The organism is Pannonibacter sp. Q-1 (assembly GCF_054073275.1).
Genome location: NZ_JBSXNB010000006.1, coordinates 76,096 through 93,008, shown reverse-complemented (window position 1 = coordinate 93,008; position 16,913 = coordinate 76,096). Strand labels below are relative to the sequence as shown.

9 protein-coding genes are annotated in these 16,913 nt (G+C 64.5%); 7 read left to right on the top strand and 2 right to left on the bottom strand.

Annotated elements, in window-relative coordinates:
* Nucleotides 1-35 precede the first annotated feature (35 nt).
* The 5 genes from ACVNHC_RS17515 (at nt 36) to ACVNHC_RS17495 (ending at nt 6,433) form a co-directional block, all read left to right on the top strand.
* Entirely contained in the window at nt 36-890 is an 855-nt protein-coding gene (locus ACVNHC_RS17515; protein WP_244274473.1) for an ABC transporter permease subunit, read from the top strand.
* A gap of 4 nt (nt 891-894) precedes the next feature.
* Entirely contained in the window at nt 895-1,746 is an 852-nt protein-coding gene (locus ACVNHC_RS17510; RefSeq protein ID WP_082205889.1) for an ABC transporter ATP-binding protein, read from the top strand.
* Nucleotides 1,743-2,576, top strand: a complete 834-nt coding sequence (locus ACVNHC_RS17505; protein WP_050472506.1) for a dipeptide ABC transporter ATP-binding protein — start codon at nt 1,743-1,745, stop codon at nt 2,574-2,576. The genes ACVNHC_RS17510 and ACVNHC_RS17505 overlap by 4 nt, the downstream gene beginning before the upstream one ends.
* A gap of 127 nt (nt 2,577-2,703) precedes the next feature.
* Nucleotides 2,704-3,822 (top strand): ATP-dependent DNA helicase, encoded by a 1,119-nt coding sequence (locus tag ACVNHC_RS17500; RefSeq protein ID WP_050472507.1) that lies wholly within the window; start codon nt 2,704-2,706, stop codon nt 3,820-3,822.
* A 166-nt stretch (nt 3,823-3,988) separates the two neighbouring features.
* Complete coding sequence (locus ACVNHC_RS17495) at nt 3,989-6,433, top strand: Tex family protein (protein ID WP_457168359.1); 2,445 nt, start codon at nt 3,989-3,991, stop codon at nt 6,431-6,433.
* A 444-nt stretch (nt 6,434-6,877) separates the two neighbouring features.
* Here ACVNHC_RS17495 and ACVNHC_RS17490 read toward each other — a convergent pair whose 3' ends face one another.
* Entirely contained in the window at nt 6,878-8,092 is a 1,215-nt protein-coding gene (locus ACVNHC_RS17490; RefSeq protein ID WP_457168357.1) for a hypothetical protein, read from the bottom strand.
* Between the two features lie 433 nt (nt 8,093-8,525).
* Here ACVNHC_RS17490 and ACVNHC_RS17485 point away from each other — a divergent pair, with 433 nt between their 5' ends.
* Nucleotides 8,526-14,207: an autotransporter outer membrane beta-barrel domain-containing protein gene (locus ACVNHC_RS17485; protein ID WP_457168355.1), complete on the top strand. Its 5,682-nt coding sequence runs from the start codon at nt 8,526-8,528 to the stop codon at nt 14,205-14,207.
* Between the two features lie 56 nt (nt 14,208-14,263).
* Here ACVNHC_RS17485 and fumC read toward each other — a convergent pair whose 3' ends face one another.
* On the bottom strand, nt 14,264-15,646 hold the full coding sequence (gene fumC / locus ACVNHC_RS17480) for a class II fumarate hydratase (RefSeq protein WP_050472564.1): 1,383 nt from the start codon (nt 15,644-15,646) through the stop codon (nt 14,264-14,266).
* A gap of 193 nt (nt 15,647-15,839) precedes the next feature.
* Here fumC and ACVNHC_RS17475 point away from each other — a divergent pair, with 193 nt between their 5' ends.
* Nucleotides 15,840-16,832 carry a metal ABC transporter solute-binding protein, Zn/Mn family gene (locus ACVNHC_RS17475; protein WP_457168353.1) on the top strand — a complete coding sequence of 331 codons (993 nt, stop codon included), beginning with the start codon at nt 15,840-15,842 and terminating at the stop codon, nt 16,830-16,832.
* Nucleotides 16,833-16,913: the final 81 nt, after the last annotated feature.

Here is a 16,913-nt window from a genome sequence, read left to right as displayed (position 1 = left end):
AGCTCGCCCAGGAAAGCCGCAACGCCACCCGCGCCATGCTGGCCGAATTCTGGTACTATTTCTCCCAGAGCCGCGGTGCCGTTATCGGCCTGGCTGTGTTCGCACTCGTGGTGCTGATGGCCATTTTCGCACCGCTCATCGCCCCGCATGCGCCGCAGGTGCAGTACCGTGACAGCTTCCTCGTCCCGCCGGCCTGGGTTGAAGGCGGCGATTGGCGCTTCCTGCTCGGTACAGATGCTGTGGGGCGTGACATCCTTTCAAGGCTTATCTTTGGTGCGCGGTATTCTCTGTTTATTGGCGCGCTGGTGGTGACCATCGCGTCCTCTGGCGGGATCGTGCTTGGCCTTGTCGCCGGCTATGCCCGTGGTGCCGTCGATACGTTCATCATGCGCGTGATGGATATCATTCTGGCGTTTCCGTCCCTGCTGCTGGCGCTGGTTCTGGTCGCGATCCTTGGGCCCAGCTTGACCAATGCGATGATCGCCATTGCACTGGTGCTGCAGCCGCATTTCGTCCGCCTCACCCGTGCGGCGGTCATGGCCGAGCGCAACCGCGATTATGTGGTGGCGGCGCGCGTGGCCGGTGCAGGGCACTTGCGGCTGATGTTCAAGACCATCCTGCCGAATTGCGTTGCGCCGCTGATCGTGCAGGCAACGCTCTCCTTCTCCAACGCCATTCTCGATGCGGCCGCTCTCGGCTTCCTCGGCATGGGCGCTCAGGCTCCCACCCCGGAATGGGGCACGATGCTGGCGGAGGCGCGGGAATTCGTCACGCGCGCCTGGTGGGTCGTCACCTTCCCCGGTCTTGCCATCCTCATCACGGTTCTGGCCATCAACCTGGTCGGCGACGGCCTGCGTGATGCGCTCGATCCCAAGCTGAAGCGGAGCTAAGCCCATGGCGCTACTTGAAATCCGCAACCTCCGGGTCGAGTTCGACACCGCCAAGGGCCCGTTCCGCGCGCTGGACGGCGTGGACTATACGGTCGAGGCCGGTGAAGTGCTGGCCATCGTCGGCGAGTCCGGTTCGGGCAAGTCGGTTGCCATGCTGGCCACCATGGGCCTTCTGCCCGATACGGCCACCATCACGGCGGACAAGATGGAGTTTGAAGGCCGCGACATGCGCAAGCTCTCGGCTGTTGAGCGGCGCAAGGTCATCGGCAAGGACATCTCCATGATCTTCCAGGAGCCGATTGCCAGCCTCAACCCGTGCTTCACCGTCGGCTTCCAGCTCAATGAAGCGCTGAAGGTGCATACCGATCTTTCCGGCAGCGCCCGCAAGGCCCGCGTGCTGGAACTGATGAAGGCGGTGGGCATTCCCGAGCCGGAGCGCCGGGTCAATTCCTTCCCGCACCAGATGTCGGGTGGCCAGTGCCAGCGCGTGATGATCGCCATGGCCATCGCCTGCGCCCCGAAGCTGCTGATCGCCGACGAGCCGACGACGGCGCTCGACGTGACGATCCAGAAGCAGATCCTCGACCTGCTGATGAAATTGCAGAAGGACAGCGGCATGGCGCTGATCATGATCACCCATGACATGGGTGTCGTGGCTGAAACCGCCGACCGGGTGATCGTGCAGTATCAGGGCCGGAAGATGGAGGAGTCCGATGTGCTCTCCCTCTTCGAGGCGCCCAAGCACCCCTACACCCGTGCGCTGCTGTCGGCGCTGCCGGAAAACGCCACCGGCGACCGGCTGCCGACCGTGAGCGACTTTGCCAAGACCTTTGCAGCGCAGGAGGCCGGCGCATGAGTGACGCAATCCTCAAGGTGCGCGATGTCACGCGCGAATATGTCATCGGCGGCGGCCTGTTTGCCAAGCCTCGCGTGCTGAAGGCGGTGAAGGGCGTCAGCTTCGATGTGGAGCGCGGCTCCACCCTTGCCATCGTCGGCGAGAGCGGCTGCGGCAAGTCCACCCTTGCCCGCATTCTCACCATGATCGACCCGCAGACCTCCGGCTCCATCGAGATCGACGGCCTGTCCATCGACATCGCCAGGACCGGCATCTCCCGCGAAATGCGCCGCAAGGTGCAGATCGTGTTCCAGAACCCCTATGGCTCGCTGAACCCGCGCCAGAAGATCGGTCACGTTCTGGAAGAACCGCTGCTGCTCAACACGGATATGTCCGCTGCCGAGCGGCGCGATGCGGCGCTGTCCATGCTGGAAAAGGTGGGGCTGAAGCCGGAGCATTACGGCCGTTATCCGCACATGTTCTCCGGCGGCCAGCGCCAGCGCGTGGCCATTGCCCGGGCGATCATGCTGAAGCCGAAGCTCCTGGTGCTGGACGAGCCGGTCTCCGCGCTCGACCTCTCGGTTCAGGCGCAGATCCTCAACCTGCTGAAGGACCTGCAGGACGAGATGGGCCTCACCTATGTGTTCATCAGCCACGACCTGTCGGTGGTGCGTTACCTCGCCGACAAGGTGATGGTGATGTATTACGGCGAAGTGGTGGAATACGGCACCCGTGAAGAGGTGTTCGACAACCCGCAGCACGAGTATACCCGCACCCTCTTCGGGGCGACGCCGAAGGCCGATGTGGACAGCATCCGTGCCCGCCTCGCGGCCAAGGCTGCGGCGGCCTGAAGCCGAACTCATTGAGGATATGCCCCGCGAGGCCGCCAGCCGGTCTCGCGGGGTTTTTGTTTTCGAGCCTTGGTGATGCGGTAAAAACCCGCTATTGCCTTGAGCGAACGAAACGGGAATCGCACGGATGCTCTGGTCGCCCCAGCAGGAAAAGGCCTTGTCGGATGCCGCGCGCTGGCTGAAGCGCGGCGACAAGCAGGTGTTCCGCCTTTTCGGCTTTGCCGGAACGGGCAAGACGACGCTGGCCCGCCATCTGGCGGAAGGGATTGATGGCGACGTGTGCTTCGGCGCCTTCACCGGCAAGGCCGCGCATGTGCTGCGCCAGAAGGGCTGCACGGATGCCGGCACCATCCACTCGCTGATCTACCGGCCGCGCGCGGCCAAGGAAGAGGAGATCGTCGAGGAGGGCGAGGACAGCGGTCCGCAGTTTGCTCTGAAGCGCGACAGCGATGCAGCGCGGGCGTCCCTCATCGTCATCGACGAATGTTCCATGGTGGATGAGGATCTGGGCCGCGATCTTCTGTCCTTTGGCACGCCGGTGCTGGTGCTGGGAGATCCGGCGCAGCTGCCGCCGGTGAAGGGCGGTGGCTATTTCACCGAGGCCGAGCCGGACGTGATGCTGACCGAGGTGCACCGGCAGGCGCAGGACAATCCGATCGTGCGCATGTCCATGACGATCCGCGAGGGTGGCAGCCTTGATTACGGCACCTTCGGCGCCAGCCGCATCATCTCCCGCCGGGAGATCGACAAGGAACAGATCCTGGCCGCCGATCAGGTGCTGGTCGGCACCAACCGCACCCGCCGCCTTTACAACAACCGCATCCGCGAGCTGAAGGGCTTCCTCTCTCCCATGCCCGCCGTGGGCGACAAGCTGGTGTGCCTCAGAAACGACAAGACCCGCGGCCTGCTCAACGGCGGGTTGTGGCAGGTGAAGCGGCAGAAACAGTCCAAGGGCAACACCCTGCGCTATGACATCATGCCCGAGGACGAGCCGGGCAAGCAGTCGGTGGAAATCAAGGTCATGCCGGCGCTGTTCGAGGAAGGCGCGGAGCAGATCCCCTACGCCCTGCGGCGCAAGTCCGACGAATTCGATTTCGGCTATGCCCTCACCGTGCACAAGGCCCAGGGCTCGCAATGGGACCGCGTCGTCCTCTTCGACGAAAGCTTCGCCTTCCGCGAACACCGCGACCGCTGGCTCTACACCGCCGTCACCCGTGCAGCGGAGAGCATTACCGTGGTGCGGTGAAGGGGCGGCAATCCGTAAGTGCCACTCCCTGTGTGAAACCCTGCATTTCCGTGGACTGTGGCGGGGTGTCTCTTTATCGCCGCCTTTGCGGGCTCTATCGTCCGCGCTCCCTTGCCGGCCTGCGGAAGGCAGGGGCTATCCGATCAATTTGCGATGGAACGACCCCATGTCCGATCTTTCCGACCTGAGCCCCGAGACCCCCGGCTTTGCCGCGACGCCCGCCACCGGCAAGAAGGCGCAGGTCTCCCCCGAAGTGGCGCTCAGGATTGCGCGGCGGATTGCGGAGGAGATCGGCTGTCAGCCGAACCAGGTCAATGCCACGGTGCAGATGCTGGATGAGGGTTCGACGGTGCCCTTCATCGCCCGCTACCGCAAGGAAGCAACCGGCGGGCTGGATGACACCCAGCTGCGCAAGCTGGAAGAGCGGCTGATCTATCTGCGCGAGATGGAAGACCGGCGTGCGGCCATCGTGCGGTCGATCGACGAGCAGGGCAAGCTGACGGACGAGTTGGCGCTGAAGATCGCGCAGGCCGACACCAAGGCGGTGCTGGAAGACCTTTATCTGCCCTTCAAGAAGAAGCGCCGCACCAAGGCGCAGATTGCCCGCGAGGCAGGGCTGGAGCCGCTGGCCGATGCGCTGCTCACCGATCCGCGCAAGGTGCCGGAAACGGAAGCTGCCGCCTTTGTCAGCGAGGAAAAGGGCGTGGCCACGGTGAAGGACGCGCTGGATGGCGCACGCCAGATCCTGATGGAGCGCTTCTCCGAAAACGCCGAACTGGTCGGCCGCCTGCGTGAGTATCTGACCGCCAAGGGCGTGGTCGTCTCCAAGGTCATCGACGGCCAGCAGGAGCCGGGCGCCAAGTTCGCCGATTATTTCGATTATTCCGAGACCTGGGCCAAGATCCCCAGCCACCGGGCGCTGGCGCTGTTCCGTGGCCGTAACGAGGGTGTGCTCTCCGTCGAGCTGACGGTGGACACGGATGTGACCGAGGGGCTGAAGCCCGTCGAGCGCATGGTGGCACATGCGGCCGGTATCTCCGAGCAGGGCCGCCCGGCTGACAAGTGGCTGATGGATGTGGCCCGCTGGGCCTGGAAGGTGAAGCTGGCGCTGCACCTTGAGCTTGACCTGATGGGTGACCTGCGCGACCGGGCCGAGGAAGAGGCCATTCAGGTGTTCGCCCGCAACCTCAAGGACCTGCTGCTCGCCGCCCCCGCTGGTGCCCGCGCCACGCTGGGGCTGGATCCGGGCATCCGCACGGGCGTGAAGGTGGCGGTGGTGGATGCCACCGGCAAGCTGGTGGAGACGGCGACCGTCTATCCCTTCCAGCCGAAGAACGACATGGCCGGTGCCCGCAACACGCTGCTGGCGCTGATCGCCCGCCACAAGGTGGGGCTGATCGCCATCGGCAACGGCACGGCAAGCCGCGAGACCGACCGTCTGGCCGCAGAGGTTCTGGCCGGCATTCCGGTCGCGGCGCGGCCCATCAAGGTCATCGTCAACGAGGCGGGGGCTTCGGTCTATTCGGCCTCGGAACTCGCGGCCAAGGAAATGCCGGATGTGGACGTGTCCCTGCGCGGGGCGGCCTCCATCGCCCGCCGCCTGCAGGACCCGTTGGCCGAACTCGTCAAGATCGAGCCCAAGTCCATCGGCGTCGGCCAGTATCAGCATGACGTGAACCAGACCCGCCTGGCCCGTGCACTCGATGCCGTGGTGGAAGATGCGGTGAACGCGGTGGGCGTGGATCTCAACACCGCCTCGCCCGCGCTGCTCGCCCGTATTTCGGGCTTGGGCGAAAGTCTTGCCAAGGCCGTGGTGGAACACCGCGACAGCATTGGCCGCTTCACCAGCCGCAAGCAGCTGATGGATGTGCCGCGCCTTGGCGCCAAGGCCTTCGAGCTTTGCGCCGGTTTCCTGCGCATCCGCGATGGCAGCAATCCGCTGGATTCGTCCTCCGTGCATCCGGAAGCCTATCCGCTGGCCGAGCGCATCGTGAAGGCCTGTGGCCGGGACGTGCGCCAGATCATGGGCGACAGCGCCTTCCTGAAGACGCTGAATGCGGCCCAGTTCACCGACGAGCGGTTCGGCCTGCCGACGGTGCGCGATATCATCGCCGAGCTGGAAAAGCCGGGCCGCGACCCGCGCCCGGAATTCAAGACCGCAACGCTGCTGGATGGCGTGGAAGAGATTTCAGACCTGCGCGTGGGCATGAAGCTGGAAGGCACGGTCACCAACGTCACCAATTTCGGCGCTTTCGTCGATATCGGCGTGCATCAGGACGGCCTTGTCCACGTGTCGCAGCTGGCCGACAAGTTCGTCGATGATCCGCACAAGGTGGTCAAGGCCGGTGATATCGTCTCGGTGACGGTGCTGGAGGTGGATGCCAAGCGCAAGCGCATCTCCCTGACCATGAAGAAGGCCGCCGATTATCAGGCCGCGCGCGAGCGGACCAGCCAAGATGGCCCTCGTGACCCGCGTGGCCCCCGTCCCGGCGGCGGTGCCCCGCGTGGTGGCGGTGCACCCCGTGGCGGTGGCGCTCCGGCCCCGGCCAGCGGCGGCAACAGCGCCATGGCCGCAGCTCTCGCTGCTGCCATGAACCGCAAGGGCAAGTGAGCGGGGGCTGATTTTCCGAGGGGGAGCTACTGCATGCACACATCGTGCCTGAGGCCGAAGGCAGCTTGGGTAAAGCCTGCAGTTTGGTCACTTGGGCACGGTCTTTCAGCCCCCCTCCCCCTGGTGGGGAGGGGTGAGGGGTGGGGGAAAGTCTTTCCGGCTGGCAGAGTGTTCATTGGTTCCGGACAGCCGTTCTTCTTGATGTCTCTTCAGGCATCTATCTGTCTTTCATATAGTTTTCGCCTCAGAGCCCCCCACCCCTTACCCCTCCCCACCAGGGGGAGGGGGCGGCAGGCGTCCTCCCGAAACGCAAACGCCTCATTGCGGGCAGTTTCCGAACCTGATGTGTGAATCCGTTAGCTCAAGGGGGGAGAGGGGGCGCTGCGGCAAAAGGAGAGTGCCCTCCGCCCGAGCTCTCACGCAAAACGGGGCGGAGGGATAGGGTCAGTGGCTGATGCCGCTGCCGCCGGTGATGGCGATGGTGTAGGGCTGGCCTTCCACCGGGATTTCGCCGGTCTGCTTCAGGTCAGCGGTGCTGATGAGGCGCAGGAGGCCCTTGTTCGGATCGGTCATCACCACTGTATCCCCAGCCACGGCAAGGCGCGGGCGCGGGTCGCGCCAGTGGCCGTCCATGCTGTAGGGCTCGCTCACCTTGCCGGACACCTCGATTTCGCCCGACAGGATGTTCAGGCGGTGCAGCGTGCCGTCTTCGGTCAGCACATAGGCTGCCTGCGGCTTGGCCGGATCCAGCACGAAGTCCACCCGGCGGAAGGGCAGGGTGACGCGGGTGAAATGCGGCGCATCGGCCGGATCCACCACAACAAGGCCGTCAGCGCCATAGTTGCCGAGGAAGGCCTGCATGCCCTTCACGCCCAGCAGCGTGCCGGTCTTGCCCTTCGGGAAGTCGGCAGGATAGGGCAGGAGCGAGAACTCGGGCTTTGCCTTGTCCGTCTTCACCGTCAGGATGCCGTCTTCGCAGCCCGCCGCCAGATAGGCGCCGGAGAAAGCCTCGCCATGAATAGCGGGGCAGGAGGCCAGGTCCGACACCGGCTTACCATCGGCCGAGAAGGCCTGCAGCCCGAGGCGCGGCAGGCTGGAGGCGCCTTCCGGCTTTTCCTTGGCAGACACGGTCGAAAGCACGTAGTCACCAAAAACGGCGACGAAGCCATGGTGCGCAATCTCCTGCGGGAAGTCACGCATCTGCGGATCGCCGCCAAGAAGGCCCTTCACATCGGCAAGTGTGGCCTTGGCATCCTTGTCGAAGTTGATGGCCAGCACGCCGGAGTGCTCCACCACATGCACCGGATTGCCGCCCTCCATGGAGGCGCTGAGCAGGGCCGGGTCGCTGACCTCAAGGTCGGCATGGTCGCCGTGGCTTTCCAGGATGATGCCGCTCTTCAGGAAATCGGCACGGTCCGCTTCAGCCTGCACCACGGCAATGCCTGCGCCATCACCGAAGGGATAAAGCCTTGCGTGGCTCTTCACCTCGAAGGACCAGCGCTGGTCCGGCTTGTCCAGATCGATCGCCGTGATCTTGCCGGTGGAATGATCGCCAACGAAAACACGCCAGTGGCTCTGGGCTTCGTCCGCCCGCACCATTGTTCCGCCTGCGGCCAGCGCCATCATCGCCAGCGCAAGGGCCGTCGTCTGCCTGAGCATCTCAAACTCCTGTAATGTTATCTTATAACATTGCTACTTAAGCTAGGCCACGCCTGTCTGGCAAGCCTTTTTGGACCTGAATCTCAGCCTGCCCCCCGCGGAATTTTGTCAAAATGCATGGCCGGTAAGAACTCATTAACCATTGCCAGATGACGTAAGGGGATCAGAGGGGGCTGCTATGGATGAGATTCTGGCGCCGGAAGGCACTGTTTCCCGGCAAGGGAGCACGTTGCGCGGTGCTGGCTGTTCCAAAATCCATCCAGTGGGGCGCGTTGAGGCCGGTTCCTGCAAATGGCGGAAGCCCCTGAGACTGGATCTTGCCATTCCCGCTGCGGTTCTTCCCGTGTTGCTGTTGCCTCTGGCTGCTACATCCGCAAGCGGGCAGGGGGCCTTTTTCCCGGTGGTGACGGTTGCCGGATGTGATGCGCCGTCCATGGCGGCCCTCGGTGTCTTTGCCACGGTTGCTGATTGTTATGGAGACACATCGGGCAACCCCGGGCTTGGCGTCACTTCAACTGGCTTTGACGGACAGCACGGGGGCGGTGCCGGCTGGGGCGGAGCTTCAGGTGGCGGGGCTGGCGGCGGCGGGCTTTCGCTGCGGATCTCCAGTGCTTTCGACTATGTCCAGTACAATGGCGGGCCAGCAGCCTTCTCGCTTCTGAGCATGGGCGGCAGGGGCGGTCATGGCGGCGATGGCAACATCATTCATGACGGGGCGTCCGGCGGCCAAGGAGGTGATGGCGGATCGGTGATCTTCATGCTGGAGCCCTCCGGCAGCATCGAAACCGGGACCATGGGAACCATCGGCATCCTTGCGGTCAGCAAGGGTGGCCAGGGCGGTGACGGTGGCGAGGGCCATGGCGCGTCAGATGGCGGCACCGGTGGCCTCGGCGGCAATGGCGGTTCTGTCTCTGTCATCACCAGTGCCGGCTCGAGCATCTCAACCGCCGGCAACTATGCAGCTGCGGTGTCTGCTCTCAGTGAAGGGGGCTATGGCGGAGCGGGTGGGAGCGGCGGCTTCTTCTTCGGCCGTGGCGGCTCGGGCGGACAGGCCGGAAACTCCGGGTCATCGGTCAGTGTTGGCAATTCGGGCACGCTTTCAACGCTTGGCGTCATGTCGCATGGCGCTCTCGCCCGCAGTGTCGGCGGCAATGGCGGAGAAGGCGGGGTCACCACCGGCACAATCCTCGTCCTTGGCGGCAATGGCGGCGCAGGCGGCAACGGAGAGCGTGTCGCGATGATGAACCTGGGCCGTATTACAACGGCCGGGGATCATGCGCGTGGCCTGTCGGGCCTGAGCATTGGCGGCGGTGGCGGCGATGGCGGGCAGGCCTTCGACTACAGCTCCTTTTACGGCGTTGCAATCGGTGGAAATGCCGGCGGCGGCGGCGACGCCGGCATGGTGACGATCGACAACTCCGGAACCATTCTCACAGCTGGGCGCTACGCAACTGGCATGGTTGGGCGGTCGATTGGCGGCGGTGGCGGTGAGGGCGGCTCTGCTCAAAGCGTGGTTCTGGGATATCAGGCCGCGGTGTCGCTGACGATGGGCGGTCTGGGCGGTTCGGGCGGCGATGGCGGCATGGTAACGCTCACCAGCTCCGGACGGGTTGCCACCGGATATATCGATCCCCTGGACGCGGTTGAGCCGCGCAATGTGCAATTGCCGGGCGATCATGCAGCAGGCATGCTGGCACAATCCGTTGGTGGCGGTGGAGGCAACGGCGGGGCGGTGATCTCGGTCACGGCAGCTGCCAGCGGCAGTGGTGCCGTTGATGTTTCGGTCGCGCTGGGCGGTAGTGGCGGCTCGGGCGGCGACGGTTCGGATGCCGCCGTATTTGTCCTGAGCGGTGGCTCCGTCGTCACTTATGGACGGCTGGCTCCTGCAGTCTATGCTCAGTCTGTCGGCGGTGGCGGCGGCACCGGCGGCCATGCGATCGGCGTCGGCGCTGCGGTGGGAGAAGCAGCCGTCAGCCTTTCGGCCGTGGTGGGTGGCACGGGCGGCAGTGGCGGCAATGGCGGAACGGCTTCGGTCTACAATGAAGGATCTGCCGCCACAGCATCTTCCAGGTCGCCCGCAGTGTTCGCCCAGTCCGTGGGCGGCGGCGGCGGCAGTGGAGGCAGCGTTGTCGCGGTTGATACGGACATTGGCAAGAACGCGCTCAGTTTGAATGTTGCCCTCGGCATGACCGGCGGCAGCGGCGGGCAGGGCGGTGCGGCCAATGCGACAACCTCCATCTCCAGCACCATTCAGACACTGGGGCATCAGTCGCACGGACTTCTCGCACAATCAGTGGGCGGAGGTGGCGGGCATGGCGGCGACGTTCACACCTATGCGATCTCTGCCATTTACGGAAACGGTCATGCTGTGGCAGTGCCCATCGCCGTTGGCGGTCACGGGGGCAGCGGCGGTACCGGGGGCAGTGTGACGGTCAGCCATGCCGGCAGCATCCTGACATTTGGCGATCAGGCCCATGGCCTGTTTGGCCAGTCTGTCGGCGGCGGCGGCGGGGATGGCGGCTCCGTGCTGGCCTTGTCGATTGCCGCAACGCTGGACAGCCAGAGCGGAGAAAACAAGGACAAGGGCGGCAGGGCTGTCAGTACGGCGGTGACCGTTGGCGGGCATGGTGGCGTGGGGAACCATGGCGGCAGCGTTGTGGTCAATGCGGCGGCAGGCAGCACCATTGCCACCTCGGGCGTCATGGCCACGGGCGTGAAACTCCAGTCGGTTGGTGGCGGTGGCGGCACCGGCGGCGTGGCGCACAGCTTTGCCGTGTCGACATCGGTGCCAAGCTGGAACCGTTTCTTTCCACCGCAGCCGCTTCTGCTCAGACTGGTCAACAAGGTGAGGGGGCTGCCCTCGCGCGAGACAGACAAGAAGAACGGTGCCGACATTGCCGTTTCCGTCGGTGGCTGGGGCGGTGCAGGCGGTAATGGTGGCAGCGTCACCTTCACTGCGGGGGCGGGCGCAACCGTCGCAACATCCGGCGTCATGGCCTATGGTGTCCATGGCCAGTCGGTTGGCGGCGGCGGCGGCTCCGGCGGTCACGCCATTTCCAACGGATTCATCGGCTTTGATACCTACGCCCTTGGGGTGTCCGTCGGTGGTTCCGGTTCTTCTGCCGGGGACGGCGGATCCGTCAGCCTGGCCGGCAGCGCAGCGGGTCCTGAAACCAGCTGGAGCCTCATTTCGACGCAGGGTGCCAACGCACATGGCATCTTCGCCCAGTCCATTGGCGGCGGCGGCGGTGATGGCGGAGCGGCTGCTTCCGCCATCAAGAGCATCCCCGTTCTGAGCGGTCAGGGTTTTGAGATGGCGATCGGCGGCGCGAGCGGCAGCTCCGGCGCGGGTGGCAGAGTTCTGGTGAGCAATCCCGGGCGTGTGCAAACCGCTGGAGCGGGCGCCCATGGCATCTTTGCCCAGTCCGTGGGTGGCGGTGGCGGCTACGGGGGCGATACGACCGCCGGAGGCCTTATGAAGCTGGCCATCGGGCGTGCGGGGTCAGGCGGCGGCAGCGGCGGCGGCGTGGCCGTTGAAGGGCAGGGCGCCATTGTCACGCTGGGGGCTGGCGCTGCCGGCATCTTTGCCCAGTCGGTCGGCGGCGGCGGCGGGGCAGGTTCTCTGGCGCATGAAGGCTCCCTTCCGTTTCTGCCGGACACCAACTACGGGCTTGCGCTCACCATTGGCGGCGGTGGCGGCAACGGGGGCTGGGGCGGCGATGTGTCGGTGAACTTCGGCGGCGGCATCGGCACCTATGGTGCCGTCGCCCCTGCCATCCTGGCCCAGTCGATCGGCGGCAGCGGCGGTGCCTTGGGCGTTGTTCGAGGCACAATTGCCGGTGGCGCCTTTCCGATCACGGTGACCTCCAGAGGGGCGTTCGGGTTCGCAGGGCAGGTTGCTATTGACGACACCCAGGCACCCGCTCCGCTTCTTGTTGAAACCCGGGGCGACGGCTCGGCGGGCATCATTGCCCACGTGGCAAGCGGTGGAGGCGGCCTGGTGCTGATGGACACCGCTGTTCTGCCTCTCGATATTACGGCAGATCCCATTCTGCCATCCTCGCTGCCTTTGGAGTTCGGCGGCATCGACGTCAATCTGCGTGGCGGCATCTACACTTTGGGTGCCTCCGCTTATGGCATTCTGGCGATGGACCTTCCGCAAACCGTCGCGCTGCTGGGCACGGATGGCCTTCGGATACCGCAATCGGCCGCCAGCTCCGGTTCTGGGACCGGGATCAATATCTGGCTTCACCGCACCAGCACCGTCAGCACCTGGGGACGCGGGGCGCATGGCATCTACGTGGTGAGCAATGCGGACTATAACGGCAGCACTGCGCTTACCGCCCGCCTCGACGGCATGCTTGCCGTGCAAGGTCCCGATGCCTGGGCGGTGAACATTTCCGACGGCTTGACCAGCGGCAGCACGGCTATTGGGCAGATTGCGCAGCTTGAGATCGGCCGGACCGGTACCGTAAGTGCTGCAAAGGGCAGTGCGGGCGGTATCCGGGTGGGGGCGCAGGTGAGCAACCTGATGCTTGATGTGGAAGGCGCTCTGCGGGCGCCCGGCGGAACTGCCCTTTGGTCCGAGGCTGGCGGTGCGCTGAACGTGCGGAGCGGCGGTATTCTGGAAGGGGATATCTCAGGTCCAGCCACCCGGGACCTGCTGATCAGCAATGCTGGACTGATCTTTGGCTCGATCCTCAATGGCGGCAGTTATACGATTGTCGATGGGGGAAAGCATTTCCTGGCACTTGATCCTGCGGGGCTTGCCAGTGACCGCCTCGACCTGCTGTCACTCGAGACGGGCCGGGATCAGATCATTCCGCAGCTGACCGCATTTGCGTCTGCATTTGCGCAACCGAGCACCGTCCTGAGCTTTGCGGGGGCGACCGACACGTCGCCCATCGTTCAGAGCCCGGGGGAGCCTTTGCCGTTCGGGTTCGCCTCCGGCACCGTGGCAACCCGTTTCGTCTATGATTTCTACCATGACCGGGCGCTTGTCACCGGGGCCTCCGTCGACTTCGGACGGGCCGGGCTTAGCGGCAATTCCGGCAGGGCCGCCACCTTCGCCAATGACATGGTCACAGCGCTCGGCAGCAATGTGCCCGGCGCCTATCCCGAGCTGGAGGCCCTGCTGCTGTCTGCAGCCAATGCGATTGATCCGAAGGCTCTGGAGTCCAGTCTGGCCGTTTTTGACGCGGCTGATTTCAGCAAGGCCAGCGAGACAACGCTTGCCTCTTCCGGGACGCACTTGTCGAACATGCAGAGCTGCGGCGGCACGGTGGGGCCCTATGCGGCCATTGCCGAGGAGGCGTGCAACTGGGCCAAGGTGACCGGCAGCACCACGCGCTATGACTGGTCAAGTGATGTTGACACGGTCATGGTCAGCCTCGGCCGTCAGCAGCGCGTGAGCGATGAGCTGGTCATTGGTCTCAGCACTGCTTATGAGGGCTCCCGGTTCCGCGCCAGCGGCAGATCTGCCTCGGGCTACCGGCTGTATCTTGGTGCTATTGCCAAGGTGTCACAGGGACCGGTCTATGGCTCTGTGTCGCTCAACGGCAGCTATGGCAGCGGCAAGGCGGAACGGCTCATTTCGTCTACGGGGACAGCCTATGTTGCCAGGTCGCGTCCTTCCACGCTGGCGCTTGCCTCGCGGTTGCGGGCTGGTGTGCTGGCCAAGGCCGGGCAGATCGATGTGATCCCCAGCGTTGAACTGGATCTGGCAGTCCTGCAGGACGGAGGCTTCACGGAGTCGGGCGCGGGCTCGCTCAATCTGAAGATCCACCGCGCGACCCATTTCCTTGCCGATGTCCGCCCGGTCTTGCGCCTGTCCACCGACCATCCTTTTGCGGGTGGGATTGTGCGCGGCTATGTGGAAGCGGGTGCCCGGATTGCGCTCAATGGCCTGCGGCACACTGTCTCGCTGCCGGGCTCTCCTGCGCCGGGTGAGCGGCTGCGTCTTGAGCTCAAACGGGATCCGGCCGTTGCGACACTCGGGCTTGGCGGCTCTCTTCTGTGGGGCAGCAACATGGAGGCCCGGATGCATTATGAGGCAACGGCAGGGCGCAACACGCTTGGCCATTCGGCAAGCCTGAAACTTGGCCTGAAATTCTGACGGGGTCCTGAACAGACATGTTGTGAGGGTGCCCGCCAGACGGGCACCCTCCGGGATCACCCCTCACTGAGCATCAGCTTCGGGTCCACCAGCCGGTCGAAGTCTTCGGCGGAGATGTAGCCGAGGTCGAGGCAGGCGGCTTTCAGGGTCATGTCGTGCTCATAGGCGTGATGTGCGGCTTTGGACGCCTTGTCGTAGCCGATGTGCGGGCTGAGGGCGGTCACCAGCATCAGCGAGTTTTCGACATAGCCGGCGATGCGAGCTTCGTTCGCCTCCATGCCGTCCACCATGAACTTGCGGAAGCTGGTGCAGCCATCGGCCAGCATGCGGGCGGACTGGAGCACGGCGTTGATCATCAGCGGCTTGTAGACATTCATTTCCAAATAGCCGCTGGCCCCGCCCATGCCCACCGCCACGTCATTGGCCATCACCTGAATGCAGAGCATGGCCATGGCCTCGCACTGGGTGGGGTTGACCTTGCCCGGCATGATCGAAGAGCCCGGCTCGTTGGCCGGCAGGATCAGCTCGAACAACCCGCAGCGCGGGCCGCAGGCGAGCAGGCGGATGTCGTTGGCGATCTTGAAGAGCGAGCCGGCCGTGGTCTTCAGCGCGCCATGCAGCATCACCAGCCCGTCATGGGCGCCTTGCGCGGCAAACTTGTTGGGTGCGGTGATGAAGGGCAGGCCGGTCAGTGCCGCGATGCGGGCTGCTGCCCCTTCGGCAAAGCCCTTGGGTGCGTTGAGACCGGTGCCCACAGCCGTGCCGCCAAGCGCCAGCTTGTAGACATCGGGCAGGGCGCCGGCGATGCGGTCGAGGTTCTCGTCCAGCATCTCCACATAGCCGGAGAATTCCTGGCCAAGGGTCAGCGGCACCGCGTCCTGCAGATGGGTACGGCCGATCTTGATGATGTGGTCCCAGGCCTTGGCCTTCTTGTCCAGCGCATCGCGCAGCGCCTTCACGGCGGGCAGAACACGGGTCTTCACCGCGATGGCCGCAGCCATATGCATGGCGGCGGGGAAGGTGTCGTTGGAGGACTGCGACATGTTGACGTGGTCATTGGGGTGCACCGGCTTCTTGGAGCCGAGCGCCCCGCCTGCCACCTCGATGGCGCGGTTCGAGATGACCTCGTTGACATTCATGTTGGTCTGGGTGCCGCTGCCGGTCATCCAGACATGCAAGGGGAAATGCTCGTCCAGCTTGCCTTCGCTCACTTCCCGCGCTGCGGCAATGATGAGGGCGGCAAGGTCCGGGCTGAGGTGGCCCAGATCCCGGTTTGTCTCGGCGGCAGCCTGCTTGAGGATGCCATAGGCGTGGATGATCTCGATGGGCATCAGCTCGGAGCTGATATTGAAATAGGTCAGCGATCTCTGCGTCTGCGCGCCCCAGTAGCGGTCGCTCTCGACGCTGATCTCGCCCATGCTGTCAGTTTCCCGGCGCATTCTCTGCTCCATCCAAGGGGTTTCGCGTCCCGCACCAGTCCTGCGCCAGGCTGCCTGCTTTGGCAACCGGAAAAGCCTGCGTTGTTTTTGCACTTGCAACTCATTCGCAAGTGTCTATGTTAAATGCAAATCGTTCTTAAAAGCATTTGCCTTTTGCGGTGCGGTGCGTAGGCTGGAGAGGAAAGGAAACCCGATGCTTCTGACAAGACGTGGATTTATACGGCAGGCGGCGCTGGCAGCGGGCGGCGTGATGGCCGGTGCTTCCGGATTAACGGGCTTCTCCGGCACCGCACGGGCGGCCTCGCAGCTGATTGTCAGTGCCACAACGGGTATGATTGCCGACACCGCATCCGTGATCGGTGGCAATCTTGTTTCCGTCTCTGCACTGATGGGGCCGGGGGTGGACCCGCACGGCTACCGCCAGACGCGCAGCGACATTGTCGCCATGGCCCGGGCGGATCTGGTGCTGCGCCACGGGCTCTATCTGGAAGCGCAGATGGAGGCTTTCTTCGAAGATCTTTCCCGCAAGGGCAAGGTGGTGGCGGTTGCCGATACCATCGACCCGTCGCTGCTGCTGTCGCATGAAGACTATCCCGGCCGCTATGACCCGCATGTCTGGATGGACCCGGAACTCTGGAAGACCGTGTCTACCACCATCGCTTCGGCGCTGAAGACGGCGCAGCCGGATCAGGCGGAGGGCATCGAGGAGCGGCTTGCGGCCTTCACGGGCGAACTGGATGCGCTGGATGCCTATTCCAGGCAGGTGCTGGGCAGCGTGCCGGAAAATGCCCGGGTGCTGGTGACGGCGCATGATGCCTTCAGCTATTTCGGCCGGGCCTATGGTTTCGAGGTGCTGGGCATTCAGGGCATCTCCACGGAGAGCGAAGCAGGCCTTGCCCGCATTGCCGAACTGGTCGACACGCTGGTCGAACGCAAGATCGGTGCCGTCTTTGTGGAAAGCTCCGTGCCCGACCGCAACATGAAGGCGCTCATCGAGGGCGCTGCAGCGAAGGGGCACAAGGTGGCCATCGGCGGTGAACTCTTCTCCGATGCCATGGGTCAATCCGGCACCTACGAAGGCACGTATCTGGGCATGATCGACCACAACGTGACCACCATCGCCGCCGCCCTCGGTGGCACGGTGCCGGACCGGGGCCGTCTTGGGCAATTGCAGGCTGCGGGCTGAGTAGAAGGGCAATATCAGGATGATCCCGGTGCATTTCAAACAGACGGCAAGCAGCGTCCTGCAACAGCGGGAGCAACCGGC

Excerpts from the sequence above, each read along its gene's own strand:
- ACVNHC_RS17515 (WP_244274473.1), top strand. The coding sequence starts at position 36 with ATGCTGGCCGAATTCTGGTACTATTTCTCCCAGAGCCGCGGTGCCGTT.
- ACVNHC_RS17510 (WP_082205889.1), top strand. The coding sequence starts at position 895 with ATGGCGCTACTTGAAATCCGCAACCTCCGGGTCGAGTTCGACACCGCC.
- ACVNHC_RS17505 (WP_050472506.1), top strand. The coding sequence starts at position 1,743 with ATGAGTGACGCAATCCTCAAGGTGCGCGATGTCACGCGCGAATATGTC.
- ACVNHC_RS17500 (WP_050472507.1), top strand. The coding sequence starts at position 2,704 with ATGCTCTGGTCGCCCCAGCAGGAAAAGGCCTTGTCGGATGCCGCGCGC.
- ACVNHC_RS17495 (WP_457168359.1), top strand. The coding sequence starts at position 3,989 with ATGTCCGATCTTTCCGACCTGAGCCCCGAGACCCCCGGCTTTGCCGCG.
- ACVNHC_RS17490 (WP_457168357.1), bottom strand. The coding sequence starts at position 8,092 with ATGCTCAGGCAGACGACGGCCCTTGCGCTGGCGATGATGGCGCTGGCC.
- ACVNHC_RS17485 (WP_457168355.1), top strand. The coding sequence starts at position 8,526 with ATGGCGGCCCTCGGTGTCTTTGCCACGGTTGCTGATTGTTATGGAGAC.
- fumC (WP_050472564.1), bottom strand. The coding sequence starts at position 15,646 with ATGCGCCGGGAAACTGACAGCATGGGCGAGATCAGCGTCGAGAGCGAC.
- ACVNHC_RS17475 (WP_457168353.1), top strand. The coding sequence starts at position 15,840 with ATGCTTCTGACAAGACGTGGATTTATACGGCAGGCGGCGCTGGCAGCG.